Here is a 24,286-nt window from a genome sequence, read left to right on the forward strand (position 1 = left end):
GGATATGGAAAATTTACTGGCGCTGACCCTGGCCGATGAGACGCCGGAACAGAAAGAGGGGGACGGCCCCTCGTTTCGCTGGCGGTGGCTGGGGCGCGGGGTGCTTGAGCTGATGCCGACCGTCAAAAGCGATCTCTCGCTGCTGCTTTCCACGGGTATCCACGGGAATGAAACCGCACCCGTTGAGATTGTTGATCTGCTGCTGCGTGCGCTGTATCGCAATGAGATCGCCCTGAAGTGCCGCGTGCTGGTGGTGCTCGGCAATCCACCTGCGCTGGCGCAAAACAAACGCTATCTGGTGAGCGACATTAACCGCATGTTCGGCGGCCGCTGGTCGCAGTTTCCTCAGAGCGATGAAACGGCGCGGGCAGAGTGGCTGGAGAGCGTCGTGACCGCGTTTTTTGCCGCCGCGGGACCGGCGCGCTGGCATCTGGATCTGCATACGGCAATCCGCGCGTCCTACCACGTTCGCTTCGGCGTTCTGCCGCAGCGCAGTCAGCCGTGGGATGAAGCGTTCCTGAGCTGGCTGGGTGATGCCGGTCTGGAGGCGCTGGTATTTCATCAGTCGCCGGGCGGAACGTTTACCCATTTCACCTGTGAACGTTTCGCTGCGCTGGCCTGCACGCTGGAGCTGGGAAAAGCGCTGCCGTTCGGCCAGAACGATCTGACCCGCTTTGCGCCTACGCATCTCGCCCTTCGGGCGCTGCTGGGAGGAACGGCTCCCGAGCACGCGCATCAGCCCGTTGAGCGGTATCGGGTCGTACAGCAGATCACGCGCCGCAGCGATGCCTTCCTGCTCCATATGGCCGCGCACACCCTGAACTTCACCCCGTTCCGCAAAGGGGCGCTGCTGGCTGAGGATGGCGAGGAACGTTACGAGGTGCAGAAAAACACCGAGTATGTTTTATTCCCTAACCCCACCGTCGCGTTTGGCCTGCGGGCCGGGTTGATGCTGGAAAAAATATCCTGAACCTTTCCCCTCTCATCATCAGGGAGGGGGAAGCAAAAAACTTTTCTTAACGATTAAAGCGCTTGCGCTTGTTTTGCAGAATATTCCTGGTGAATTGCTTTATTATTGATCTGCACTTCGCTATACTTCTGCTAAATTTCTTTAAAATCATCGCATTGAATATTTCTTGTTGCAACTCTCCACGCTTTATCCTTATTTCCTCCACATTTGACGGAAATTTGTTTTTTACACTTTCATTGTTTTACCGTTGCTCTGACTAATTGACGATAAACCCCGTAAAGTTAATCTCGTCAACACGGCATAGCGCCGAAGAATAACTGAAAGAAAGGAAATAAATTATGCGTAAGTTTACTGCACTGTTTGTTGCTTCTACCCTGGCTCTGGGCGCTACCAGCATGGCGTTCGCCGCAGATACTGCGACCACTACGACTGCCGCGCCTGCTGAAGGCAAAATGATGATGCATCATAAAGGTCCGGGTATGCACAACGAGATGATGATGTTTAAGGATCTCAACCTGACGGATGCGCAGAAGCAGCAGATCCGCGACATCAGAAAAGGCGAACGCGACCAGATGAAACGTCCTCCGCTTGAAGAGCGCCGTGCGATGCATGACATCATCGCCAGCGACAGCTTCGATAAGGCGAAAGCCGAAGCGCAGATCGACAAAATGGCCGAGCAGCACAAAGCCCGCATGCTGGCTCACATGGAAACCCAGAACAAGATCTACAACATTCTGACCCCGGAACAGAAAAAACAATTTAATGCGAATTTTGAGAAGCGTCTGACAGAACGTCCGGCGATGGAAGGTAAAATGCCAGCACCAACCGAATAATCGGTTCACACTCTTAAGACCGCCGGGATCCTGTCCACAAAAGCGCAACCGCTGTGGACAGGACCGGCGGTTTTTCTTTCCTGCCCTCTTGCCTGCCGCCGCCAGCGCGGTATCCTCCTGTAGTCGCTTCAGAGAATGTTTGCACAGTCATGGCGTTAGAATTTTTATTAACGTTCCGCTAAGGCCTGCCCGCTCTGCTGCCGATACTGTTTCTGTGAATACCCAACGATAACAAACAAGACAGCAACGATAGCGATATCCTTGCCCTGGCACGGGTTGTGCCATTCAGGAGTGGTGATGGAGTTCTTTGATATCCGTAAGATGCCGGTCAGCCTCTGGCGCAATGGTGCTGGCGAAACGCGTGAGATTTGCTGCTTCCCTCCCGCGACGCGCGATTTTCACTGGCGTGCCAGTATCGCGACGATTGCCAGCAACGGCGAATTCTCCTCGTTTCCCGGTGTTGACCGGGTGATTACCTTGCTGGAAGGGGGAGAGGTGACGCTGGATGCGGGACAGGCGTTCTCCCATACTCTCAAGCATCATCAGCCCTACAGTTTTGCCGGCGATTTGCCGGTGAAAGCGCTGCTTTGTGATGGGCGGATGGCGATGGACTTTAACATCATGACCCGGCGCGACTGCTGCCGGGCGAAGGTGCGCGTTGCTGACCGAACCTTTACCACCTTTGGCTCACGCGGGGGGGTGGTGTTCGTGCTAAGCGGGGCGTGGCAGCTGGGCGATAAACTGCTGACGGCCGAGCAGGGGGCCAGCTGGGAGGAGGGTACCCATACGCTGCGTCTGCTGGAGGCTCAGGGCACCTTATTGTTCAGCGAAATCACGTGGCTGCCGGGTCATTGAGCACAATGATCTCAAACTTTCCGGCCAGGACCGGTTTACAGAGAATTTTATAGCCATCGTGGTCAAATCCGGCGGGCGTGCGCAGCAGGGTTGCCGCGTCGTTGATGTCGTCGACAGCGCCCAGCCAGAGCCAGTTGTTGACGATGTGATACTGGGTCATTGCCTCGCCCACCTCTTTTAGCGCAACGGCGCTTTCCCAGGGCCAGCAGTTCACGCTGATGGCCGCCAGACCGGTGAGAAGCCGGGCGTGATGCGCCTCAACGCTCTCTTTCCCGCAGCACGCACCGGCGCAGCGCTTCAGCGCGGATCGAAAACAGGCGCGTCCGCGGGTGGTTGCCTCCAGACCTAAAAGGCTGTAGCAAAGCTGTAAATCGTCCGCCAGCGTCTGCAGCGCCTGGAGCGCGGCGCGCTTATTGGCGAAAAGCCCATAGAGATTCGGGGCATGAGAAAAATCGACGTCGCGCGCGTAGACGACCTGCGGCTTGCCATCGTTGATCTGCAGGGAGCAGAGCTGACGGTTGCGGCGCAGGCGCTTATTGAACAGCGGCTGTTGTTCTTTTATCAACCGCGCCTCCAGCAGCAGCGCGCCCATTTCTCCCGCCGTCTGGAACCAGGTAATGCGTCGCGACTGGCGCAGCATGGCGGCCTCGTCCGGCGTACGCAGATGGGATAACACCCGGCTGCGAATGTTAACGCTCTTGCCGATATAGAGCGGCAGGGTGTCGCTTTCACCGTGAAAGATGTACACGCCCGGCTGTTTAGGCAGCGCCTCAAGCCAGGGGCGAAGGTGCTCGGGATATTCGTAGATAGCCGCCGGTTCAAACTCAAGACGCGGGGCGGATTGACGCCTGCTCACATACTGCTCCATATACTGTTCAGACATACAGTGTAGCAGGAGTGCGGTGGTTAAAAAAGAGCCGGGTGGGGGCTACGCCTTACCCGGCCAGGACGTGCGGCCTGATGCCCTCACCCCAACCCTCTCCCACGGGAGAGGGCGCAAACACTAAAAACGGTAACCTGGTTACCGTTTTGCTTTATTTTTTCCAGAAGTCGTCAAACACCGTAATTGGCGTGTGGCGCTTGTGCTCGGTTTTCAGATACCAGCCTTCGATGATTTTCGCGGTACCTTCATCCAGCTTTTTGCCTTCCAGATAATCATCAATGTTGTCATAGGTGACGCCAAGGGCCGCTTCATCCGGCAGGGAAGGGCGATCGTCTTCCAGGTCCGCTGTTGGCGCTTTCTTATACAGATGCTCAGGACAGCCCAGCGCGGCCAGCAGCTGCTTACCCTGACGCTTGTTAAGACGGAAGATAGGGTTAATGTCGGTGCCGCCGTCGCCGTATTTGGTGAAGAAACCGGTGATCGCTTCTGCCGCATGGTCGGTGCCGACGACAACGCCTTTGGTCATCCCGGCGATGCTGTACTGCGCTTTCATGCGCTCGCGGGCTTTCTCGTTGCCGCGAACAAAATCGCTCAGCTCAATGCCCGCTTCGCGAAGCGCCTGCTCGCTTGCCAGCACCGAGCCCTTAATATTCACGGTCAGCACGCGGTCAGGCTGGATAAAGGTAATCGCATCCTGGCAATCCTGCTCGTCCGCCTGTACGCCATAAGGAAGACGCACCGCGATAAACTGCAGTTTCTCATCGCCCGTCTCTTCGCGAAGCTCTGAAATCGCCATCTGGCAGAGTTTACCGGTCAGGGTAGAGTCCTGGCCGCCGCTGATGCCCAGCACCAGGGATTTCAGGAACGCGTTCTTTTTTAAGTACGATTTTAAAAAATCCACGCTGCGGCGGATCTCTTCATGTGCATCTACCGTAGGCTTCGCGCCCAGTGCCTGAATAATCTCTTGTTGCAGAGCCATCACGCCCTCCATATGCAGTACATAAACAGAATGTGTTAGCTGTTAAAACTAACCCTTTGGGCGAGAAACGACAAGGATCACAGTTTCGAGTGCGCTAATTTGCGCCGATTTAGCAGGTTATCGTTGTTTTATTAGAATTTTCCGAAATTCGTCTGGTGTAATCCACAAAGTTGAACAATAGTACTTTTTATCCCATGCTTAGATAACACGCTGATAAACAAGAGGACGGAATATGAACAAGAACGTAGCAGGAATTCTTAGCGCAGCGGCGGTACTGACTATGCTGGCAGGGTGTACGGCTTACGATCGCACTAAGGATCAGTTTACGCAGCCCGTAGTAAAAGACGTTAAAAAAGGCATGACCCGTTCGCAGGTTGCTGCGATTGCCGGTAAACCTTCTTCTGAAGTGACCATGATTCATGCGAAAGGGACCTGCCAGACCTATATCCTGGGTCAACGTGATGGTAAGGCAGAAACCTACTTCGTCGCCCTGGATGATACCGGTCATGTGATCAACTCCGGCTATCAGACCTGTGCTGAATACGACACCGATCCGCAGGCACCTAAGGCGCAGTAACCCTGCTTGCCTGAGGATGTTAACAAACCGGCCCATGGGCCGGTTTTTTTATGCATCAGAAAATCTTATTTCTTTGCGCGAATTATTTGCCCGAAATGTGAAGGGAGTCAACAAGCCAGGTCAATGAGAGACAATTTGAGTCTATCCAGAATTATCCCCTGTCTGTACCATTGCGTATACTCACTCCAACGATAAACAACAGTACGCAAGCTACCTGTCTGCCGGGACAGCGAGTCGAGTGATAGCGCGATGGCAGGTAGTCATACAAGAGGGAAATCACGATGGAAAAGAAACATATCTACCTGTTCTGCTCAGCGGGCATGTCAACGTCGCTTCTGGTGTCAAAGATGCGTGCGCAGGCTGAAAAGTATGAAGTCCCTGTGGTGATTGAAGCGTTTCCAGAGACGCTGGCGGGCGAAAAAGGCCAGACAGCCGATGTTGTTTTACTGGGGCCGCAAATTGCCTATATGTTGCCCGAAATTCAACGACTGTTACCCAATAAACCGGTCGAAGTGATCGACTCGGGGCTGTACGGCAAGATTGATGGTTTAGGTGTTCTTAAAGCTGCTGTGGCAGCCATTAAAAAAGCTGCTAATTAATTTTTATTTTTCCCGTCAAAGAGTTATTTCACACACAATACGCCGTAACATGCGTTACGGCATTTAAGGGTATTTTCCTATGAGTAAAGTCATCGCTTCACTTGAAAAGGTACTCCTTCCTTTTGCTGTTAAAATAGGAAAGCAGCCTCACGTTAATGCCATCAAAAACGGCTTTATTAAATTAATGCCGTTGACGTTGGCCGGGGCCATGTTCGTTTTAATTAACAACGTTTTTCTGAGCTTTGGTGAAGGTTCCTTCTTTTATTCATTAGGAATTCGGTTAGACGCTTCCACTATTGAAACCCTTAATGGTTTTAAAGCCATTGGCGGCAACGTCTATAACGGTACGTTAGGGATTATGTCGCTGATGGCGCCTTTCTTTATTGGGATGGCACTGGCAGAAGAGCGTAAAGTGGATCCGCTGGCTGCCGGGTTATTATCCGTCGCCGCCTTTATGACCGTAACGCCTTACAGCGTGGGTGAAGCCTACGCCGTTGGCGCCAACTGGCTGGGCGGGGCCAACATCATCTCCGGTATTGTTATCGGCCTGGTGGTGGCAGAAATGTTCACCTTTATTATCCGTCGCAACTGGGTTATCCGCCTGCCGGATAGCGTACCGGCTTCCGTTTCTCGTTCATTTTCCGCGTTGATTCCAGGCTTCATTATTCTCTCCATCATGGGGATTATCGCCTGGGCGCTCTCCCACTGGGGCACAAACTTCCACCAGATCATCATGGACTCTATCTCTACGCCGCTGGCGTCGATGGGTGGCGTGGTCGGTTGGGCGTATGTGATTTTCACCTCTCTGCTGTGGTTCTTTGGCGTGCATGGTTCACTGGCACTGGCCGCGCTGGACAGCGGGATTATGACCCCCTGGGCACTGGAAAACGTTGCGCTTTACCAGCAGTACGGCTCCGTTGACGCGGCGCTTGCAGCGGGTAAAACCTTCCATGTGTGGGCGAAGCCGATGCTTGACTCCTATATCTTCCTGGGCGGTACCGGGGCGACCTTGGGTCTGATCATCGCGGTCTTTATTGTCTCTCGTCGTGCTGACTACCGTCAGGTCGCGAAGCTGGCGCTGCCATCAGGCATCTTCCAGATTAACGAACCGATTCTGTTCGGTCTGCCAATCATCATGAACCCGGTAATGTTCATTCCGTTCATACTGATTCAGCCGCTGCTGGCCGCGATCACCCTGACGGCGTATTACATGGGCATCATTCCACCGGTCACCAACATTGCACCGTGGACCATGCCGGCGGGCCTGGGCGCCTTCTTCAACACCAATGGTAGCGTCGCGGCCTTCCTGCTGGCGATATTCAACCTCGGGATTGCCACCCTGCTGTACATGCCGTTCGTGGCGATTGCCAACAAAGCCGCCACCATTATTGATGAAGAAGAGAGCGAAGAGGATATTGCCCTCTCACTGAAATTCTAAGATTGACCGGCGCGGGGAAGCCCGCGCCAGCCACAAGGAGCTTAAAAATGTTAGATTTGGATAGTATTGTCGCAGACGAAGCCGTCGAGAACGATCTCGAAGAAGTGGTGATGGGGCTTATCATCAACTCCGGACAGGCTCGCAGCCTGGCCTATGCCGCACTGAAGCAGGCTAAGCAGGGGGATTTCGCCGCGGCGAAAACCATGATGGACCAGTCCCGCACGGCGCTGAACGAAGCGCACCTGGTGCAGACAAAGCTGATTGAAGGCGATCAGGGCGAAGGGAAGATGAAGGTCAGCCTGGTGCTGGTCCACGCGCAGGATCACCTGATGACCTCGATGCTGGCGCGTGAGCTGGTGGCGGAGCTCATCGAGCTTCACGAGAAAATGCACTGAGTCGGATTTCGCAGCAGGAGGTCAGCACGATGGAAATTAAAACCGCACTTGAACAGCAGCTGTTTAACGGCAAAAATTTTCACGTGGTTATCTACAACAAGACGGAGAGCGCCAGCGGTCTGCACCAGCATGACTACTACGAATTCACGATTGTTCTGACCGGCCGCTACTACCAGGAGATCAACGGTAAGCGCGTCCTGCTTGAGCGAGGGGATTTTGTCTTCCTGCCGATGGGGTCTTATCACCAGAGCTTTTACGAATTTGGTGCCACCCGTATTCTGAATGTGGGCGTCAGCAGACGCTTCTTTGAGAAGCACTATCTGCCGCTGGTGCCGTTCTGCTTTGTGGCCTCCCAGGTCTATCGGGTCAAAAACGAGTTCATGACCTGGATTGAAACGGTTATCGCCTCGCTTAACTTCCGCGACAATGAATTTGATGAGTTTATTGAAACGGTGACCTTCTACGTGATGAACCGGCTGCGCCATCATCGTGAGGAGCAACAGGTGACGGATGATATTCCACAGTGGCTGCGCAGCACCGTTGAGCTGATGCACGATAAAGGCCAGTTCAGCGAAAATGCGCTGGAAAATATGGTGTCACTGTCGGGGAAATCCCAGGAATATCTCACCCGCGCGACGCAGCGCTATTATCGTAAAACACCCGTGCAAATTATTAATGAAATCCGCATTAATTTTGCGAAGAAACAGCTGGAAATTACCAACTACTCTGTCACCGATATTGCATACGAGTCAGGATACAGCAGTCCCAGCCTGTTTATTAAGACCTTTAAAAAATTGACTTCATTCACACCGAACAGTTACCGGAAGAATTTGACGGTAATTAATTAACTTTCGGCGGATTACCCGCCACAAATATTGCTTTAATGGCTTGCCCAAATAGCGGGAAGAGTACGCTATACCTTGCAGGCGATTAACCTGATACGCTAAGGGAGATATTATGCAGAAGAAATTAAAAGTCGTAACCATTGGTGGCGGCAGCAGCTATACCCCGGAATTACTTGAAGGTTTTCTGAAACGTTACCATGAATTACCGGTCAGCGAATTATGGCTGGTGGACGTTGAGGAAGGTCAGGAAAAGCTGAATATTATTTTCGACCTGTGCAAGCGCATGGTGGAGAAAGCGGGCGTGCCTCTGACCGTGCATAAAACTCTGGACCGTCGTCTGGCGCTGAAAGATGCGGATTTCGTCACCACCCAGCTGCGCGTCGGCCAGCTGAAGGCGCGCGAGCTGGACGAGCGTATTCCGCTGAGCCACGGCTATCTCGGGCAGGAAACTAACGGCGCGGGCGGCCTGTTCAAAGGCTTGCGTACTATCCCGGTGATTTTCGACATCGTCAAAGACGTGCAGGAGATCTGCCCGAACGCGTGGGTGATTAACTTCACCAACCCGGCCGGGATGGTGACCGAGGCGGTCTATCGTCATACCGGTTTCAAGCGCTTTATCGGCGTCTGTAATATTCCGATCGGTATGAAGATGTTTATCCGCGACGTGCTGGCGCTGACCGACAGCGACGATCTTTCCATCGACCTGTTCGGCCTGAACCACATGGTGTTCATTAAAGACGTTATCGTGAACGGTAAATCGCGCTTTGCCGAACTGCTCGACGGCGTGGCTTCCGGTCGCCTGACGGCGGCATCGGTGAAAAACATCTTTGACCTGCCGTTCAGCGAAGGGCTGATCCGCTCGCTCAACCTGCTGCCGTGCTCGTACCTGCTTTACTACTTCAAGCAGAAAGAGATGCTGGCCATCGAAATGGGCGAGTACTATAAGGGCGGCGCGCGCGCGCAGATCGTTCAGAAAGTCGAGAAGCAGCTGTTCGATTTGTATAAAGATCCGAACCTGAACGTCAAACCGAAAGAGCTGGAGCAGCGCGGCGGGGCCTACTACTCCGATGCGGCGTGCGAGGTGATTAACGCCATCTACAACGACAAGCAGGCGGAGCACTATGTCAACGTGCCGCACCACGGCCATATCGACAACATCCCGGCGGACTGGGCGGTTGAGATGACCTGTATCCTGGGACGCGATGGCGCTAAACCGCATCCACGCATCACCCACTTCGATGATAAGGTCATGGGCCTGATCCACACCATCAAAGGCTTTGAAGTTGCGGCAAGCAATGCGGCGCTGAGCGGCGAGCTCAATGACGTGCTTCTGGCGCTGAACCTCAGCCCGCTGGTGCATTCCGACCGCGATGCGGAGCAGCTGGCCAGCGAGATGATCCTGGCGCATGAAAAATGGTTGCCGAACTTTGCCGCCACGATCGAGAAGCTGAAGTTCAAACACCACTAAGAGGACGCACAATGGAAAACCTGCTGATCGTTAATGCTGATGATTTTGGCCTCTCGAAAGGCCAGAACTACGGCATTATTGAAGCCTGTCGCCGGGGAGTTGTGACCTCTACCACGGCACTGGTGAATGGCGAGGCGGTTGAACACGCGGCGCAGCTGAGCCGCGAGGTGCCTGAGCTGGGCGTCGGCATGCATTTTGTGCTGACGCTCGGGATGCCGCTTTCGCCAATGCCGGGCCTGACGCGCGACGGCCAGCTGGGCAAATGGATTTGGGAACTGGCAGAGCAGGATGCTCTGCCGCTCGAAGAGATTGCCGGCGAGCTGGAGCGTCAGTTCAACCGCTTTATTGACGCGTTTGGTAAGGCGCCGACGCACATCGACAGCCATCACCACGTGCATATGATCCCGGCGATTTTCCCGATTGTCGCGGAGTTTGCGCAGCGCAAAGGCGTGGCGATGCGCGTGGACAGGGAGGCGCGCGGCGTGCCCGACTGCGCCGTGACCACCACGGAGGGGTTCAGCAGCGCATTTTACGGCGACGAGATCGACGAAGCGCTGTTCCTGAAGGTGCTGGATGATTCCGCAGCGCGGGGGGAAAAGTCGCTGGAGGTCATGGCGCATCCTGCTTTTGTCGATAATACCGTGCGGAAAAGCGCCTACTGCTGGCCGCGCCTGGCGGAGCTGGACGTGCTGACGTCGGCGTCGCTGAAGTATGCGATTGCCGAGCGTGGGTATCGGTTGGGGACGTTCGGGGATTTGTGAGAAATTCCCCCTCACCCTAACCCTCTCCCTTTCAGGGAGAGGACCGGGGTGAGAGTATTTTTTACGCCGGGATCTGATCAATCTTGCTGCTGCGCGACCACACCCTGTGCGCGGCGAGCAAATCAAACAGCTTCGTCATGAACGCATCGTCAACGTTGTCGCCCTCGACAATGCCGTCCTCACCCTGATCGGCCACCTTCAGCTGCGCCTTAAACCGTCGCGCGTCGCCGGACAGCGCGATCGGTTTCAGGTGCTTGTAGGCTTCCAGCAGATAATACACGGCGTCACCGTTGGTCAGCAGGCTGTCTATATCCCCGCACGGCACAATCACCGCATCAACGGTCAGCGATGGCGCCCCGGCAAAGGTCGCCGCCACCGGCAGCACGGAGCCGTCATCGGCGGTCACTTCCCCCATGCGGGAATAAAGCAGTTTCGCATGCACGCCCTGGGTTTTCAGCGCCTGCATAATCCCCAGCACGTCGCTGGCGCGGGTTTTGTCGTTCAGCAGGATGGCGACCACGCGGCCTTTAATCGAGCCACCCGGCACAGCATACAGGCTCAGCGACGGATCTTTCTTCACGCCGTTAACGTCTTTCGGCGGGGCAAGGTTGCGCTGCTCATCGGTCAGCGTAATGCCCAGGTTATCCGCAACGCTCTGGGCGAGCTGAATATCAATGCGCGCCAGCTGATCGACGACCCGCTCGCGGATGTAGGTACGCACCACTTTGCTCAGCTCAAAGCTGAAGCCGCCGATAATGTGCTGCTGCTCAATCGGCGTCTGGCTGTTCCAGAACAGGCGAGGGTGGGCGTAATACTCGCCGAACGACGGGCTGCGCTCGCGAATTTTATTGCCGTCGACACGCTCCTGGTACGATTCGAATCCACCGCGTTTCGGCGCCGGGGGCGTTTCGCGCGGCCAGTTATCGTTAATCGAGTTCGGCTCATAGTTAGCCGGGTTGGTATCGATATCCTGACGGTGCATCCCGTCGCGCTGGAAATTGTGGTACGGGCAGGTTGGGCGGTTAATCGGAATTTCGTGGAAGTTCGGCCCGCCAAGACGGCTGATCTGCGTATCGGTGTACGAGAACAAACGTCCCTGCAGGAGCGGATCGTTGGTGAAATCCAGCCCCGGCACGATATGCCCCGGGTGGAACGCAACCTGCTCGTTTTCGGCAAAGAAGTTATCCGGGTTGCGGTTGAGCACCATTTTACCCACTAGCTGAACCGGCACCAGCTCTTCCGGGATCAGCTTCGTCGGGTCAAGCAGGTCGAAATCGAACTTAAATTCGTCCTCTTCCGGTATGAGCTGCAGGCCCAGTTCGTATTCCGGGAAGTCGCCCGCTTCAATGGATTCCCACAGCTCACGGCGATGGAAGTCCGGATCGCGCCCGGTCAGCTTCTGCGCCTCGTCCCATACCAGCGAGGCTTTACCCGCCACCGGCTTCCAGTGGAAGCGGACAAACGTGGCCTTACCCTCGGCGTTGATCAGACGGAAGGTGTGGATGCCAAACCCCTCCATGGTGCGATAGCTGCGCGGAATGCCGCGGTCTGACATCGCCCACATGACGTTGTGTAAGGTTTCAGGCTGCAGGGAGACGTAGTCCCAGAAGGTGTCGTGCGCGCTTTGTCCCTGCGGTATGGCCCAGTGGGGCTCCGGTTTTACCGCATGGACAAAGTCAGGAAATTTATGCGCATCCTGAATGAAGAACACCGGGGTGTTATTGCCCACCAGATCGAAAATACCCTCTTCGGTATAAAACTTGGTGGCAAAGCCGCGAATATCCCGAACCGTATCTGCCGAACCCGCGCCGCCCTGTACGGTGGAGAAGCGAACAAATACCGGGGTGATTTTGTCCGGGTCGGAGAGGAAGTCCGCTTTGGTGATCGCTTTCAGGCTCTTGTAGGGCTGGAAGTAGCCGTGCGCAGCGGAACCGCGCGCGTGGACGATGCGTTCAGGAATTCGCTCATGGTCGAAATGGGTGATTTTTTCCCGCAGGATGAAGTCTTCCAGCAGGGTAGGCCCGCGCGCGCCTGCGCGAAGGGAGTTCTGATCGTCAGCAATGCGCACGCCCTGATTGGTGGTGAGCGCAAAACCTTCGCCGCCTTTGCGGTGCGGCTCAAGCGATTTCAGCTTCTCGTTTTCCGCGTCCGGTGATTTCATGCTTCCCGGTGCGGTAGGTTGTTCGCCCGGTGCGGAAGGGCCAGGGGAGGGGCGGTGAGAGCCGTCAGCAGGGGCGAGAGAGTCCATGCCCGGTTGAGATTCCTCAGTGCCATGAATCGGTGATTGATGAGTTTTATCTTTGTTCGACATTGCACGCTTCTCCTTTATCCATTGCTAAAAACCCTATTAAGGATAGAACAATGTCGCGAGATGGCTCGCGAACTAAGAGTTTTCACATGCCGTCATTGACGAAAGGAGCCATCCCGCCCACTCGGAGCGCGACGGAAGGCAGCAGGATCGGCTATCATAGAATTTTCCTGCTTCAAGAATTTGCTTTAGTGAACCAGTCGCTTATGAAACCTCTTCGTCAACAAAACCGCCAGGTTATTAGCTATGTGCCCCGCGTTGAGCCCGCGCCGCCTGACCATGCCCTGAAAGTGGAGGGTTTTCGCGATGTCTGGCAGCTGCGGGGAAAATACGTGGCCTTCGTGCTGATCGGCGAACACTTCCGTCGTTCACCCACGTTTACGGTGCCGGAATCGGCGCAGCGGTGGGCGATGCAGATCCGCCAGGATGAAGAGGTTGAAGAATAACAGCCATAAAAAAACCGCCATCAGGCGGTTTTTTTATTTCTACCGTGATTAACGGTGCGCCAGCTCGGCGTCGTCTTCACTTTCCAGAATCGCTTTGTCGGTCTGCTTCAGCCACTGGCTGGTCAGCGTACCGGCGGTCATGGAGCCGCTCACGTTCAGCGCGGTACGGCCCATGTCGATCAGCGGCTCAACGGAGATCAGCAGCGCGACCAGCGTCACGGGCAGGCCCAGCGCAGGCAGCACAATCAGCGCGGCGAAGGTTGCGCCACCGCCAACGCCCGCAACGCCTGCGGAGCTGATGGTAACAATCCCGACCAGCGTGGCAATCCAAACCGGATCCAGCGGGTTGATGCCCACCGTCGGGGCGACCATCACGGCCAGCATCGCCGGGTACAGACCCGCACAGCCGTTCTGACCAATGGTGGCACCAAAGGAGGCAGAGAAGCTTGCGATAGATTCAGGCACGCCCAGACGACGGGTTTGCGCTTCAACGTTCAGCGGAATAGACGCGGCGCTGGAACGGCTGGTGAAGGCAAAGGTCAGTACCGGCCAGACTTTACGGAAGTATTTCAGCGGGCTGACGCCGTTCACGCCCAGCAGGATGCCGTGCACCACGAACATAATGCCCAGGCCCAGATAAGAGGCGACAACGAAGCTGCCCAGCTTAATGATGTCCTGCAGGTTAGAGCCGGCAACCACTTTGGTCATCAGCGCCAGCACGCCGTAAGGAGTGAGCTGCATGACCAGACGAACCAGCTTCATCACCCAGCTTTGCAGGGTATCAATCGCGGTCAGCACGCGTTCGCCTTTAGGCGCGTCGTCTTTCAGCAGCTTCAGCGCCGCTACGCCCAGGAACGCGGCGAAAATAACCACGCTGATGATCGAGGTTGGGCTCGCACCGGTCAGGTCAGCAAACGGGTTCTTCGGAATGAAGGAGAGCACCATCTGCGGCACGGTCAGATCAGCCACTTTACCAACGTAGTTGGTTTGAATCGCGGTCAGACGCGCCGTTTCAGCGGTACCCTGAACCAGGCCTTCTGCGGTCAGGCCAAACAGGTTGGTGACCAGCACACCCACCAGCGCGGCAATCAGCGTGGTGAACAGCAGTGTACCAATGGTCAGGAAGCTGATTTTTCCCAGCTGCGTGGCGTTATGCAGGCGGGCCACGGCGCTCAGAATAGAGGCGAATACCAGCGGCATAACGATCATCTGCAGCAGCTGGACATAGCCGTTACCGACGATGTTGAACCACTGAATAGAGTCTTTCAGAACTGGATTATCGGAGCCATAAATTGCCTGTAATGCCAGACCAAATACGACACCCATGGCCAGACCAACCAGCACTTTTTTCGCCAGGCTCCACTGTTTGTGGCGCGCCTGCGCGAGAAGCAATAGCAATACAACGAACACAACGACGTTCGCGATGAGTGGAAAATTCATCCCCGTTCTCCTGATTTATTATTGGGTCGGTTTTTACCGATCCTGTTGGCGGAAGGTTAGCAGAAGTGTGATGTAGCGCTTATATCCAAATGGAATGGGTTATGACAAATGGGATAATTTTGTCGGTTTACTGTTCAATCTGGTGATGAATAAAGCGATTGAACTGAAATTGCAGCGAATTAATCATCTGGGATGACCAGCGGACTGCACTGTTTTCGGGCAATGTTTGCGGCATCCAGACGGCGTAAGCAAACAGCGCCATGCACAATACGCGCTCAAGCTGGTTGCCTTTCTGCGGTGCGAGGATGGGAAAACGGAAACGCCATCGGCAGGGCCAAAGCAGCGGCACGCCCGCAGGCGTCAGCATATCGGCGAGAATATGGCTTAAATAGCCCAGCACCATCCCCTGGATGGCATCGGCGGGGACTATCCAGCTTTCGGGCACTTTTAAATAGAAAAGCGTCAGCAGGCCAAACACGGCCAGCAGGCTGTGCGTAAACCCCCGGTGGCCGAACGCGCGGGCGATGGGTTTCGACACCCACTTCAGGCGTTGTCCGAGGAAAGATTTAGGATGGTCAATGTCGGGCAGCAGACAGGTCAATACGGCGGAAGGGACAATATGCCACCAGTCCCCCTGTGCCAGCACGGGGGTGAGTTCAGCGTTTTTGGCAAATACTGCGCACGCAATAGAAAAAAGCAGGTGGCCTTCCGCCGTCATGATAAAACCCACAAAACTGTCAATTCATACAGTATAGGGTTTTTATACAGTAGGCGGAAGAGGTGACGGTGTAACTGTTTGTCACAAACCGGAGGAGGGCGTTAACCTCCGTGCAGATGATGCGCCGTGAGTTCTGCCAGTGAATTAAGCTTCACATCGGCAAGAGCAAACCGGGGATCGTGACGGCCTTCTTCAGCGGGCACCACAATGGAGCGCATCCGCGCAGCCTTCGACGCCACCATACCGTTAACGGAATCTTCCAGCGCAACGCAGTTGAGGGGATCCAGGCCCAGCTTTGCGGCGCAGTCCAGATAGACCTGCGGGTGCGGCTTGCTGTAAGGCAATTTTTCAGCGGACGCCAGCGCGTCGAAACTGTCGCGCAGTTCAAACATCGTGAGCACTTTTTCCAGCATATGCAGCGGCGAAGCCGAGGCCAGGCCAACCTTCAGCCCCTGGGCTTTACACAGCGCAACGGCCTCACGTACGCCGGGCAGCAACGGCCTGTTCTCTTCCACCAGCGAAATGGCGCGGCTGATAATCCGTGCGGTCACCTCATCGCGATTGGGCCCTACCCACGGCTGTTGGGCAAACCACAGGTCAACCACCATATCGATGCGCAGGCCCAGCGTATCGGGAAGTTCATTACGGCGGCTAATATCCACGCCCAGGCTGGCCATAACGTCCAGTTCGGCGCGATCCCACAGCGGTTCGGAATCGATCAGCAATCCATCCATGTCAAAAATTGCGGCAAGAATTTGGCGCGGTGTCGACATCACAACGTCTCCTTATCCAGGGTGTTCGACAGACGATACGTGCTAAGCACAATCTGCAATTTAGCATATTGCTTTTAAAGAGCGGGCGAAATTGATGACCAGCAGGTAGACTTAGGCACAAATAACGCGTCTTTATGAAGAGGAACTGATGACGTATCAACAAGCTGGACGCATTGCGGTCTTAAAACGTATTGCTGGCTGGGTGATTTTTATTCCTGCCGTCATTTCTACGCTGATTTCTGTACTCAAATTTATGTACGATCACAGCGAAAAACAGCCGGGTATCAATGCGGTAATGCTTGATTTCGCTCATGTCATGATTGAGATGATGCGTTTTAATACGCCATTTTTGAATGTCTTCTGGTTTAACTCACCCACCCCGGATTTTCATCAACAGCTGAATATCGGCTTTTGGGTGATATATGCCCTGATCTTTGTCGCGCTGGCGCTGCAGGCCTCTGGCGCGAGAATGAGTCGCCAGACGCGCTTTTTACGCGAAGGTGTTGAGGATCAGTTGATTCTGGAGCAGGCCAAAGGCCCGGAAGGAATGAGTCGGGATCAGATTGAATCCCGCATCGTTGTGCCGCGTCACACCATTTTCCTGCAAATTTTCCCGCTCTATATTCTTCCCGTAATCATCATTGTGGCGGGATACTTCTTCTTCTCACTGCTCGGTTTTCTGTAAGCGATAGGGGTGGCGGCAAGGCCACCCGTCTCTTCTCAGGCGGCAAGCATACGCTCGAGTGCCCGCTGCGCGTTAACAAGGTGTTCTCCGCCAAAAAGAATGGCACGGTTCATCAGCGTATATAGCTGATACACCGGCTGGCGGTCGAGGAAACCGGGCGGCAGGGGGGAAACAGACTGGTATCCGTCGTATATTTGCGGCGGCTGTTCAGGGTGAAGCGGCAGCATGGCAAGATCGCACTCTCTGTCACCCCAGTAGCAGGCCGGGTCAAAGATGTACGGGCCGTTGGGACCCAGCGCGCAGTTATTGGACCACAAATCGCCGTGAAGCAGCGACGCCTGAGGCTGGTGGGATGCCAGACGCTGTTGAACGTGCTCAACGATGGCGTCGATATTGCCAAATTCCAGTCCTTTTTCGGCGGCCAGCTCAAGCTGCCAGCCAATGCGCTGCTCAGCAAAAAATGTCGACCAGCGACGCTGCCAGGCATTGGGCTGTGGCGTGGTGGAGAGATCGTTGTCAAAATCGAGACCAAACTGCGGCTGGTCGCTCCATTGATGCAGGCGCGCTAACTGTTGGCCAAGGATGAACGCATTATGGGCATCCAGCGGGCGGGCGGGGAGATATTCCATTACCAGGAAGCTGTAGTCGCGGTCGCTCCCCACGGCCAGAACCTGCGGGACCGTGACCGTTTTACTGCGCGACAACAGCTCCAGCTGGTCGGCTTCGGCGGTAAATATTGGAAGCAGCTCTCGCTCATCGCACTTAACGAAAAGATCGCGTCCTGCGTAGCGTAAATGCCACGCGGCGTGGATCTCACCGCCTGGCAGTTCGTTACGCAGTTCAATTTCACCTTCACCCAGCTGCTCACGTAAAAGATGACTGATAGCCTGCCACATGTTGTCTCTCCCATGTTGTCTGCCAGATCATAAAGTTAGCGCATAACTGCGGTAAAAAAATACGAACTAACGCACACCTGAGCGGTTTAAATTCATACAGCGCACTTATTGTTCTTTTTTCCGCCAGCTTTCCCATGTATCCACGTCGATTTCGGCAGGCTTGTCGGTCACGCTCTCCACCAGACTGGCGGCCAGCGCATGAACCTCTTCCTGGCTCAGGGCGCCGATCAGACCAAATGCCAGGGTGCCTAAATCATGAATATTGCCCTCGTCATCCGTCAGCGTAAGGAGAAAATTAGCCCGGGTGAAAGCATTGTTGAGCTCATTCAGCTCGGTCAGCGATGCTTCATGAAGGTTGATGGTCACGACGTAGCGTGTGATGTCACCACTGCTCATAATTCACCTCATTGTTATCATGGAAGTTTTCTTAGCATAGTCGATAGTTTGCGTTTGGCGACTCAGAGAGGACATTCCCCTCCGTAAAGACGAAGGGGAAAAGGGGTTAATTTCGGGACAGGTAATCGACGATTTTTTGCGTATCGGCAAGCGAACAGAGACGCGTGCCCTGGTTGATGGTGGCGGCGCTGCCCGCCGCCACGCCGTAGCGTGTCATTTCGAGCAGAGACGCGCCCTGCGCCAGTTTTAGCGTCATCGCACCCACCATGCTATCGCCCGCGCCAACCGTGCTCTGACTCTTCATCGGCGGTGGGACAACCTGAACGGACGAAGACTCATCGACTGCCAGCGCCCCCTGAGGGCCAAGGGAGACAACTACGCGCCGCGCTTTTCCGCTGCGCACCAGCTCCTGCGCGGCGGTGCGCACATCATCAGGCTGCGTCAGTTCGCGGTTGACCAGCGCGCTTAGCTCTTTCTGGTTGGGTTTGACCAGCTCCAGATTGCCCGGCACCAGGGCCGCCTGCAGGGCCTCGCCGCTGCTGTCGACAATGCAGCGGATGCCGCGCTGTTGCGCAGCCTGAATCAGCGCCGTTAATTTTTCCGTGCTTACGCCGGGCGGCAAGCTGCCGCTTATCACCAGCAGCGCGCCGCTTTCTATCGTCAGCACTTTCTCTTCAAGCTGACGAAACTCGTCATCGCTGAGTTTCGCGCCCGGCATGACAAAACGGTACTGCTCGCCGCTGGATCCCACGTGGACGTGCAGGTTTTGCCGCGTCCAGTCTTTGGCCTCAACGGTTTCAACAGCCACCTGTTCATCGGCCAGTAGAGAGATCAGATGTTCACCGGTGGCACCGCCTGCGGGGAAAATTGCCGTGGCTTTGCCGCCGAGATGTGTAATGGCGCGCGCCACGTTGATCCCGCCGCCGCCGGGCTCAAAGACCGGGGCGCTACAGCGCAATTTACCTTCCGGGTAAATCTGCGGCGTCAGGGTGGCGGAATCCAGGGAAGGGGAGAGCGTCAGAGTATAAATAGAAACCATCATTACCTCCTTTTAGCATGGGTTCTTATTAGCCTGGCACCATTTGTCAGGAAGGCAATGTAAATAACAGTATGATTTTAAATATGAATACTGACAAAAAGTGAGGCGGGGGATATATAAAATAAAACGCTTTTTGAGATCGTTCTTATTCAAAAAATGAAATAAGAAAACATTGCTATGTTATTTGCGGCTTTTTATAATTTGTTACCTTTCTCTGGACGCCTTGTCATTGATCCTCAAGAAAGATTCCGGGACCGTGTGGTCTCTTTTTTTGTTGTACGGACTCCTTAATAAAATGAAGCTTTTAAAGACAGTGCCCGCTGCACTGATGCTAGCGGGTGGCGTGTTTGCGGCTATGAACGCGACCGCTGATGATACCGTTTTTACTGTCATGGACGATCCTTCCACCGCGAAAAAACCGTTTGAAGGTAACCTGAACGCCGGGTACCTGGCACAATCCGGTAACACGAAAAGCTCTTCTCTGACGGCGGACAGTACGCTCACCTGGTACGGCAACACCACCGCCTGGTCTCTGTGGGGTAATGCCAGCAACACTTCCGCTAATGACGAACGTTCTTCCGAGAAATATGCGGTAGGCGGACGTAGCCGTTACAACATGACCGACTATGACTACCTGTTTGGACAGGCAAGCTGGTTAACTGACCGTTACAACGGTTATCGCCAGCGCGATGTGTTCACCGCCGGTTATGGTCGCCAGTTCCTGAACGGTCCGGTACACAGCCTCCGTTTTGAATTCGGTCCTGGTGTGCGTTATGACGAGTACACCAATGGCGATACCAAAACCCAACCGCTCGGTTACGCTTCCGGTACCTATGCCTGGCAGATGACTGACAACACCAAATTCACCCAGGGTGTTTCTGTATTTGGTGCCGACGACACGACGCTGAACTCTGAGACGGCGCTGAACGTGGCTATCAACGAACACTTTGGCCTGAAAGTCGCCTACAACGTGACCTGGAACTCTTCACCACCAGAATCTGCGCCGGATCATACCGACCGCAGAACCACGGTTTCACTGGGTTATAGAATGTAATAAAAGCGGGCCGATGATAAGGTCGGCCCGTTTATTGTCTGCGGTCTTTTGACGTCCCTTCTGATGACTTGTCTTCGCCCCTAGCCCCAAATCATTGCCGCCCAACGGAGTAGCAGCATTGCGCCGCAGATGGCAATCAGCACCAGCACCATTTTCCAGTGTTTTACGGCAAATCGTTTAGTTGGCATAACCTAATCCTTGTTGGTTGATACCCACAGTCTACCAAACAGGGCCGAAATATGCCCCTTCTCGGGATCGATTAGGTTATGCCAGCGCAGGGTTCGGCTCAGAACCAGTGGAATCGTTCGGCGAGTATCAACAATAAACCTGTGGCGGAAAGGACATTCAATATCACAACCGTTCTGCTGGATACGTTCATGGTATGCACCTTTGGGTTTAAAGACCTGTTCAAGAGTAGCCCAGCATCTTCGAAATGCGAGCGCAGGGGAGAAGCAACCTGCAGATTCGTACGAAAGTGCCAGCCCATCAATCTGGCCGCAGAGGGTGCAATCTCCTTTCCGTTAGTGTTAACATTACGTCGCTTGCCGTAAATCCGCATTAATCTGAATTCGGCAGGTGAATGATGACGAACCAATTTGACGATTGTTGGTCAGATGGTGTCGTAATCTATTGTCAAATCACGATTATTTTCTTTGTATATGCTCTTATGTGTGGGGCATCACTGCAAATAAGGATATAAAATGCCTGTAATTACTCTTCCTGATGGCAGCCAACGCCATTTCGACCGTGCTGTTAGCCCAATGGATGTTGCCCTGGACATTGGTCCTGGTCTCGCGAAAGCGACTATCGCTGGCCGCGTTAACGGTGAGCTGGTGGATGCTTCCGATCTGATCGAAAACGATGCGACGCTTGCAATCATCACTGCGAAAGACGAAGAAGGTCTGGAGATCATTCGTCACTCCTGCGCGCACCTGTTAGGCCATGCCATCAAACAGCTGTGGCCAAACACCAAAATGGCGATCGGTCCGGTTATCGACAACGGTTTCTACTATGACGTTGACCTTGACCACACCCTGACTCAGGAAGATATCGACGCGCTCGAAAAACGCATGCACGAGCTCGCCGAAACGAACTATGACGTCATCAAGAAGAAAGTCAGCTGGCACGAAGCGCGTGAAACCTTCGTGAAGCGCGGCGAGAGCTATAAAGTCTCTATTCTTGACGAAAACATTTCGCATGATGACAAGCCTGGCTTGTACCATCACGAAGAATACGTCGACATGTGCCGTGGACCGCACGTGCCGAACATGCGCTTCTGTCATCACTTTAAGCTGATGAAGATCGCGGGCGCCTACTGGCGTGGCGACAGCAACAACAAGATGTTGCAGCGTATCTATGGTACCGCGTGGGCCGATAAAAAAGCCCTGAACGCGTACCTGCTGCGCCTGGAAGAGGCGGCGAAGCGTGACCACCGTAAAATCGGTAAGCAGCTTGACCTGTACCACATGCAGGAAGAAGCGCCGGGTATGGTGTTCTGGCATAACGACGGCTGGACTATCTTCCGTGAACTGGAAACTTTCGTACGCTCCAAGCTGAAAGAGTACCAGTATCAGGAAGTGAAAGGCCCGTTCATGATGGACCGTGTGCTGTGGGAAAAAACCGGCCACTGGGACAACTACAAAGATGCGATGTTCACCACCTCGTCTGAGAACCGTGAATACTGCATCAAGCCAATGAACTGCCCGGGCCACGTTCAGATCTTCAACCAGGGTCTGAAGTCCTACCGCGACCTGCCGCTGCGTATGGCGGAGTTCGGTAGCTGCCACCGTAACGAACCATCAGGTGCGCTGCACGGTCTGATGCGCGTTCGTGGCTTTACTCAGGATGATGCGCATATCTTCTGTACTGAAGATCAGGTCCGTGACGAAGTTAACGCCTGTATTCGTATGGTCTACGATATGTACAGCACCTTTGGCTTCGAGAAGATCGTCGTCAAACTCTCAACGCGTCCGGAAAAACGTATCGGTAGCGATGAGACCTGGGATCGCGCAGAAGCGGATCTCGCCGTGGCGCTGGAAGAGAACGGCATTCCGTTCGAATACCAGCTGGGCGAGGGCGCATTCTACGGTCCGAAAATTGAATTTACCCTGTATGACTGCCTCGATCGCGCATGGCAGTGCGGTACTGTACAGCTGGACTTCTCCCTGCCGCAGCGTTTAAGCGCCTCTTATGTTGGCGAAGACAACGAGCGTCAGGTACCGGTAATGATTCACCGTGCAATTCTCGGTTCTCTGGAGCGCTTCATCGGCATCCTGACCGAAGAGTTCGCTGGCTTCTTCCCAACCTGGCTTGCGCCAGTGCAGGTCGTGGTGATGAACATTACCGATTCTCAGGCAGATTACGTTAAAGAATTGACGCAGAAACTGCAAAATGCGGGCATTCGCGTAAAAGCAGACTTGAGAAATGAGAAGATTGGCTTTAAAATCCGCGAGCACACTTTACGTCGTGTCCCGTATATGTTGGTCTGTGGTGATAAAGAGGTGGAAGCAGGCAAAGTTGCCGTTCGCACCCGCCGTGGTAAAGACCTGGGCAGCCTGGACGTAAGTGAAGTGATTGAGAAGCTGCAACAAGAGATTCGCAGCCGCAGTCTTCAACAACTGGAGGAATAAGGTATTAAAGGCGGAAAACGAGTTCAAACGGCACGTCCGAATCGTATCAATGGCGAGATTCGCGCCCAGGAAGTTCGCTTAACAGATCTTGAAGGTGAACCACTGGGGATTGTGAGTCTGAGAGAAGCGATCGAAAAAGCTGAAGAAGCTGGAGTAGATTTAGTTGAAATCAGCCCTAACGCCGAACCGCCAGTTTGTCGTATCATGGACTACGGCAAGTTCCTTTATGAAAAGAGTAAGTCTTCTAAGGAACAGAAGAAGAAGCAAAAAGTTATCCAGGTTAAGGAAATCAAATTCCGTCCTGGTACCGACGATGGCGATTATCAGGTAAAACTCCGCAGCCTGATTCGCTTTCTGGAAGATGGCGATAAGGCCAAGATCACACTGCGTTTCCGCGGTCGTGAGATGGCCCACCAACAGATTGGTATGGAAGTGCTTAACCGCGTCCGTGACGATCTGAGTGAACTGGCAGTAGTCGAATCCTTCCCTACGAAGATCGAAGGCCGCCAGATGATCATGGTGCTCGCTCCTAAGAAGAAACAGTAAGGCCTTCAAGCAGCAAAATCTGTGGAGCCTTCGGGTTTCATAGGTTTTGTTCGCCTATGTTTCGTTTATTTAACAATGCGAAGTGGAAGTTATTAAGATGCCAAAAATTAAGACCGTACGCGGTGCTGCTAAGCGCTTCAAAAAAACCGGTGGTGGTGGATTTAAGCGTAAGCACGCAAACCTGCGTCATATTCTGACCAAAAAATCTACTAAGCGTAAACGTCACCTGCGTCCAAAAGGCCTCGTTTCTAAAGGCGATCTGGGTCTGGTTATCGCGTGCCTGCCGTACGCATAAGCCGTTAACGTTTAATTTTTTTACTAAGAATATAGATACAGGAGAGCACATATGGCTCGCGTAAAACGTGGTGTAATTGCACGTGCACGTCACAAGAAAATTTTGAAACAAGCTAAAGGCTACTACGGTGCGCGTTCACGCGTTTACCGCGTTGCCTTCCAGGCTGTTATCAAAGCAGGTCAGTACGCTTACCGTGACCGTCGTCAGCGTAAGCGTCAGTTCCGTCAACTGTGGATTGCGCGTATCAACGCAGCAGCACGTCAGAACGGTATTTCTTACAGCAAATTCATCAACGGCCTGAAAAAAGCCTCTGTTGAAATCGACCGTAAGATCCTGGCTGACATCGCAGTATTCGACAAAGTAGCGTTCACCGCTCTGGTCGAAAAAGCGAAAGCAGCACTGGCATAAGCCAGTTGAAAGAGGGGGCTTTGCTCCCTCTTTTCATTTAACACCATCA

The 24,286-nt window shown here is 54.2% G+C and carries 28 protein-coding genes; 17 read left to right on the forward strand and 11 right to left on the reverse strand.

Annotation, left to right across the window (positions count from 1 at the left end; all coding sequences use genetic code 11):
* Nucleotides 1-4: 4 nt before the first annotated feature.
* The 3 genes from astE to ves all read left to right on the forward strand — a co-directional run bounded on the left by astE (nt 5) and on the right by ves (nt 2,658).
* Nucleotides 5-970 (forward strand): succinylglutamate desuccinylase, encoded by a 966-nt coding sequence (gene astE / locus DFO52_RS10540; protein WP_133550343.1) that lies wholly within the window; start codon nt 5-7, stop codon nt 968-970.
* A 338-nt stretch (nt 971-1,308) separates the two neighbouring features.
* Nucleotides 1,309-1,803: an ATP-independent periplasmic protein-refolding chaperone Spy gene (gene spy / locus DFO52_RS10545; protein WP_023311279.1), complete on the forward strand. Its 495-nt coding sequence runs from the start codon at nt 1,309-1,311 to the stop codon at nt 1,801-1,803.
* A 297-nt stretch (nt 1,804-2,100) separates the two neighbouring features.
* Nucleotides 2,101-2,658 carry an environmental stress-induced protein Ves gene (ves, locus tag DFO52_RS10550; protein ID WP_133550344.1) on the forward strand — a complete coding sequence of 186 codons (558 nt, stop codon included), beginning with the start codon at nt 2,101-2,103 and terminating at the stop codon, nt 2,656-2,658.
* Here the strand turns inward: ves and cho are convergent.
* Together cho and nadE are read right to left on the reverse strand one after the other, a co-directional pair.
* Nucleotides 2,636-3,514 (reverse strand): excinuclease Cho, encoded by an 879-nt coding sequence (cho, locus tag DFO52_RS10555; RefSeq protein ID WP_208110471.1) that lies wholly within the window; start codon nt 3,512-3,514, stop codon nt 2,636-2,638. The two genes, ves and cho, sit on opposite strands and share 23 nt — an antisense overlap.
* Nucleotides 3,515-3,692: 178 nt before the next feature.
* The gene (nadE, locus tag DFO52_RS10560; RefSeq protein ID WP_047648051.1) at nt 3,693-4,520 is read right to left on the reverse strand and encodes an ammonia-dependent NAD(+) synthetase; all 828 of its coding nucleotides are present in this window, start codon (nt 4,518-4,520) and stop codon (nt 3,693-3,695) included.
* Between the two features lie 232 nt (nt 4,521-4,752).
* Here nadE and osmE point away from each other — a divergent pair, with 232 nt between their 5' ends.
* The 7 genes from osmE to chbG all read left to right on the forward strand — a co-directional run bounded on the left by osmE (nt 4,753) and on the right by chbG (nt 10,603).
* On the forward strand, nt 4,753-5,097 hold the full coding sequence (gene osmE / locus DFO52_RS10565; RefSeq protein WP_010430142.1) for an osmotically-inducible lipoprotein OsmE: 345 nt from the start codon (nt 4,753-4,755) through the stop codon (nt 5,095-5,097).
* A 281-nt stretch (nt 5,098-5,378) separates the two neighbouring features.
* Nucleotides 5,379-5,696 carry a PTS N,N'-diacetylchitobiose transporter subunit IIB gene (gene chbB / locus DFO52_RS10570; protein ID WP_008500676.1) on the forward strand — a complete coding sequence of 106 codons (318 nt, stop codon included), beginning with the start codon at nt 5,379-5,381 and terminating at the stop codon, nt 5,694-5,696.
* A gap of 79 nt (nt 5,697-5,775) precedes the next feature.
* On the forward strand, nt 5,776-7,134 hold the full coding sequence (gene chbC / locus DFO52_RS10575; RefSeq protein ID WP_023311283.1) for a PTS N,N'-diacetylchitobiose transporter subunit IIC: 1,359 nt from the start codon (nt 5,776-5,778) through the stop codon (nt 7,132-7,134).
* Between the two features lie 47 nt (nt 7,135-7,181).
* The gene (gene chbA, locus DFO52_RS10580) at nt 7,182-7,529 is read left to right on the forward strand and encodes a PTS N,N'-diacetylchitobiose transporter subunit IIA (protein WP_023311284.1); all 348 of its coding nucleotides are present in this window, start codon (nt 7,182-7,184) and stop codon (nt 7,527-7,529) included.
* A 5-nt stretch (nt 7,530-7,534) separates the two neighbouring features.
* Nucleotides 7,535-8,377 carry a transcriptional regulator ChbR gene (gene chbR, locus DFO52_RS10585; RefSeq protein WP_071789366.1) on the forward strand — a complete coding sequence of 281 codons (843 nt, stop codon included), beginning with the start codon at nt 7,535-7,537 and terminating at the stop codon, nt 8,375-8,377.
* A gap of 109 nt (nt 8,378-8,486) precedes the next feature.
* Nucleotides 8,487-9,842 (forward strand): 6-phospho-beta-glucosidase, encoded by a 1,356-nt coding sequence (locus DFO52_RS10590; protein ID WP_069302673.1) that lies wholly within the window; start codon nt 8,487-8,489, stop codon nt 9,840-9,842.
* Nucleotides 9,843-9,853: 11 nt separating this feature from the next.
* Nucleotides 9,854-10,603: a chitin disaccharide deacetylase gene (chbG, locus tag DFO52_RS10595; protein WP_059346541.1), complete on the forward strand. Its 750-nt coding sequence runs from the start codon at nt 9,854-9,856 to the stop codon at nt 10,601-10,603.
* Nucleotides 10,604-10,664: 61 nt separating this feature from the next.
* Here chbG and katE read toward each other — a convergent pair whose 3' ends face one another.
* Complete coding sequence (gene katE / locus DFO52_RS10600; RefSeq protein ID WP_133550346.1) at nt 10,665-12,914, reverse strand: catalase HPII; 2,250 nt, start codon at nt 12,912-12,914, stop codon at nt 10,665-10,667.
* A gap of 86 nt (nt 12,915-13,000) precedes the next feature.
* On the opposite strand from katE, the gene cedA reads away from it, so the two are divergent.
* Nucleotides 13,001-13,357, forward strand: coding sequence for a cell division activator CedA (cedA, locus tag DFO52_RS10605; protein WP_074166726.1), 357 nt, complete (start codon nt 13,001-13,003; stop codon nt 13,355-13,357).
* A 48-nt stretch (nt 13,358-13,405) separates the two neighbouring features.
* On the opposite strand, the gene DFO52_RS10610 is transcribed toward cedA, so the two are convergent.
* The 3 genes from DFO52_RS10610 to hxpB form a co-directional block, all read right to left on the reverse strand.
* Nucleotides 13,406-14,797, reverse strand: a complete 1,392-nt coding sequence (locus tag DFO52_RS10610) for an L-cystine transporter (protein ID WP_029740442.1) — start codon at nt 14,795-14,797, stop codon at nt 13,406-13,408.
* A gap of 127 nt (nt 14,798-14,924) precedes the next feature.
* Nucleotides 14,925-15,515: a metal-dependent hydrolase gene (locus DFO52_RS10615; protein ID WP_014883483.1), complete on the reverse strand. Its 591-nt coding sequence runs from the start codon at nt 15,513-15,515 to the stop codon at nt 14,925-14,927.
* Between the two features lie 101 nt (nt 15,516-15,616).
* Complete coding sequence (gene hxpB, locus DFO52_RS10620; protein ID WP_029740440.1) at nt 15,617-16,288, reverse strand: hexitol phosphatase HxpB; 672 nt, start codon at nt 16,286-16,288, stop codon at nt 15,617-15,619.
* A 148-nt stretch (nt 16,289-16,436) separates the two neighbouring features.
* Here hxpB and DFO52_RS10625 point away from each other — a divergent pair, with 148 nt between their 5' ends.
* Nucleotides 16,437-16,973 (forward strand): YniB family protein, encoded by a 537-nt coding sequence (locus DFO52_RS10625; RefSeq protein WP_047648045.1) that lies wholly within the window; start codon nt 16,437-16,439, stop codon nt 16,971-16,973.
* Nucleotides 16,974-17,008: 35 nt separating this feature from the next.
* Here DFO52_RS10625 and DFO52_RS10630 read toward each other — a convergent pair whose 3' ends face one another.
* The 3 genes from DFO52_RS10630 to pfkB all read right to left on the reverse strand — a co-directional run bounded on the left by DFO52_RS10630 (nt 17,009) and on the right by pfkB (nt 19,304).
* Entirely contained in the window at nt 17,009-17,869 is an 861-nt protein-coding gene (locus tag DFO52_RS10630) for a fructosamine kinase family protein (RefSeq protein ID WP_029740438.1), read from the reverse strand.
* A gap of 105 nt (nt 17,870-17,974) precedes the next feature.
* Nucleotides 17,975-18,265, reverse strand: coding sequence for a type V toxin-antitoxin system endoribonuclease antitoxin GhoS (gene ghoS / locus DFO52_RS10635; RefSeq protein ID WP_047648044.1), 291 nt, complete (start codon nt 18,263-18,265; stop codon nt 17,975-17,977).
* A 106-nt stretch (nt 18,266-18,371) separates the two neighbouring features.
* A complete protein-coding gene (gene pfkB, locus DFO52_RS10640; RefSeq protein ID WP_059346545.1) occupies nt 18,372-19,304 on the reverse strand; it encodes a 6-phosphofructokinase II in 933 nt (310 codons plus the stop codon).
* A 295-nt stretch (nt 19,305-19,599) separates the two neighbouring features.
* Here pfkB and DFO52_RS10645 point away from each other — a divergent pair, with 295 nt between their 5' ends.
* The gene (locus DFO52_RS10645) at nt 19,600-20,358 is read left to right on the forward strand and encodes a YdiY family protein (RefSeq protein WP_029740435.1); all 759 of its coding nucleotides are present in this window, start codon (nt 19,600-19,602) and stop codon (nt 20,356-20,358) included.
* An 80-nt stretch (nt 20,359-20,438) separates the two neighbouring features.
* On the opposite strand, the gene yniD is transcribed toward DFO52_RS10645, so the two are convergent.
* Both yniD and yncL read right to left on the reverse strand, forming a co-directional pair.
* Nucleotides 20,439-20,546: a small membrane protein YniD gene (yniD, locus tag DFO52_RS10650; protein ID WP_008500658.1), complete on the reverse strand. Its 108-nt coding sequence runs from the start codon at nt 20,544-20,546 to the stop codon at nt 20,439-20,441.
* A 98-nt stretch (nt 20,547-20,644) separates the two neighbouring features.
* Nucleotides 20,645-20,917 carry a stress response membrane protein YncL gene (gene yncL / locus DFO52_RS23430; protein WP_320206187.1) on the reverse strand — a complete coding sequence of 91 codons (273 nt, stop codon included), beginning with the start codon at nt 20,915-20,917 and terminating at the stop codon, nt 20,645-20,647.
* 142 nt (nt 20,918-21,059) lie between these two features.
* Here yncL and thrS point away from each other — a divergent pair, with 142 nt between their 5' ends.
* From thrS to rplT, 4 genes are all read left to right on the forward strand, one after another.
* Nucleotides 21,060-22,988, forward strand: a complete 1,929-nt coding sequence (gene thrS, locus DFO52_RS10660; RefSeq protein ID WP_008500657.1) for a threonine--tRNA ligase — start codon at nt 21,060-21,062, stop codon at nt 22,986-22,988.
* Nucleotides 22,989-22,991: 3 nt separating this feature from the next.
* On the forward strand, nt 22,992-23,534 hold the full coding sequence (gene infC / locus DFO52_RS10665; RefSeq protein WP_014069901.1) for a translation initiation factor IF-3: 543 nt from the start codon (nt 22,992-22,994) through the stop codon (nt 23,532-23,534).
* Between the two features lie 97 nt (nt 23,535-23,631).
* Nucleotides 23,632-23,829, forward strand: coding sequence for a 50S ribosomal protein L35 (gene rpmI / locus DFO52_RS10670; protein WP_003030583.1), 198 nt, complete (start codon nt 23,632-23,634; stop codon nt 23,827-23,829).
* A gap of 51 nt (nt 23,830-23,880) precedes the next feature.
* Nucleotides 23,881-24,237, forward strand: a complete 357-nt coding sequence (gene rplT, locus DFO52_RS10675) for a 50S ribosomal protein L20 (protein ID WP_000124850.1) — start codon at nt 23,881-23,883, stop codon at nt 24,235-24,237.
* Nucleotides 24,238-24,286: the final 49 nt, after the last annotated feature.

It is taken from the genome of Enterobacter sp. AG326, assembly GCF_004362415.1.
GTDB lineage: Bacteria > Pseudomonadota > Gammaproteobacteria > Enterobacterales > Enterobacteriaceae > Enterobacter > Enterobacter asburiae.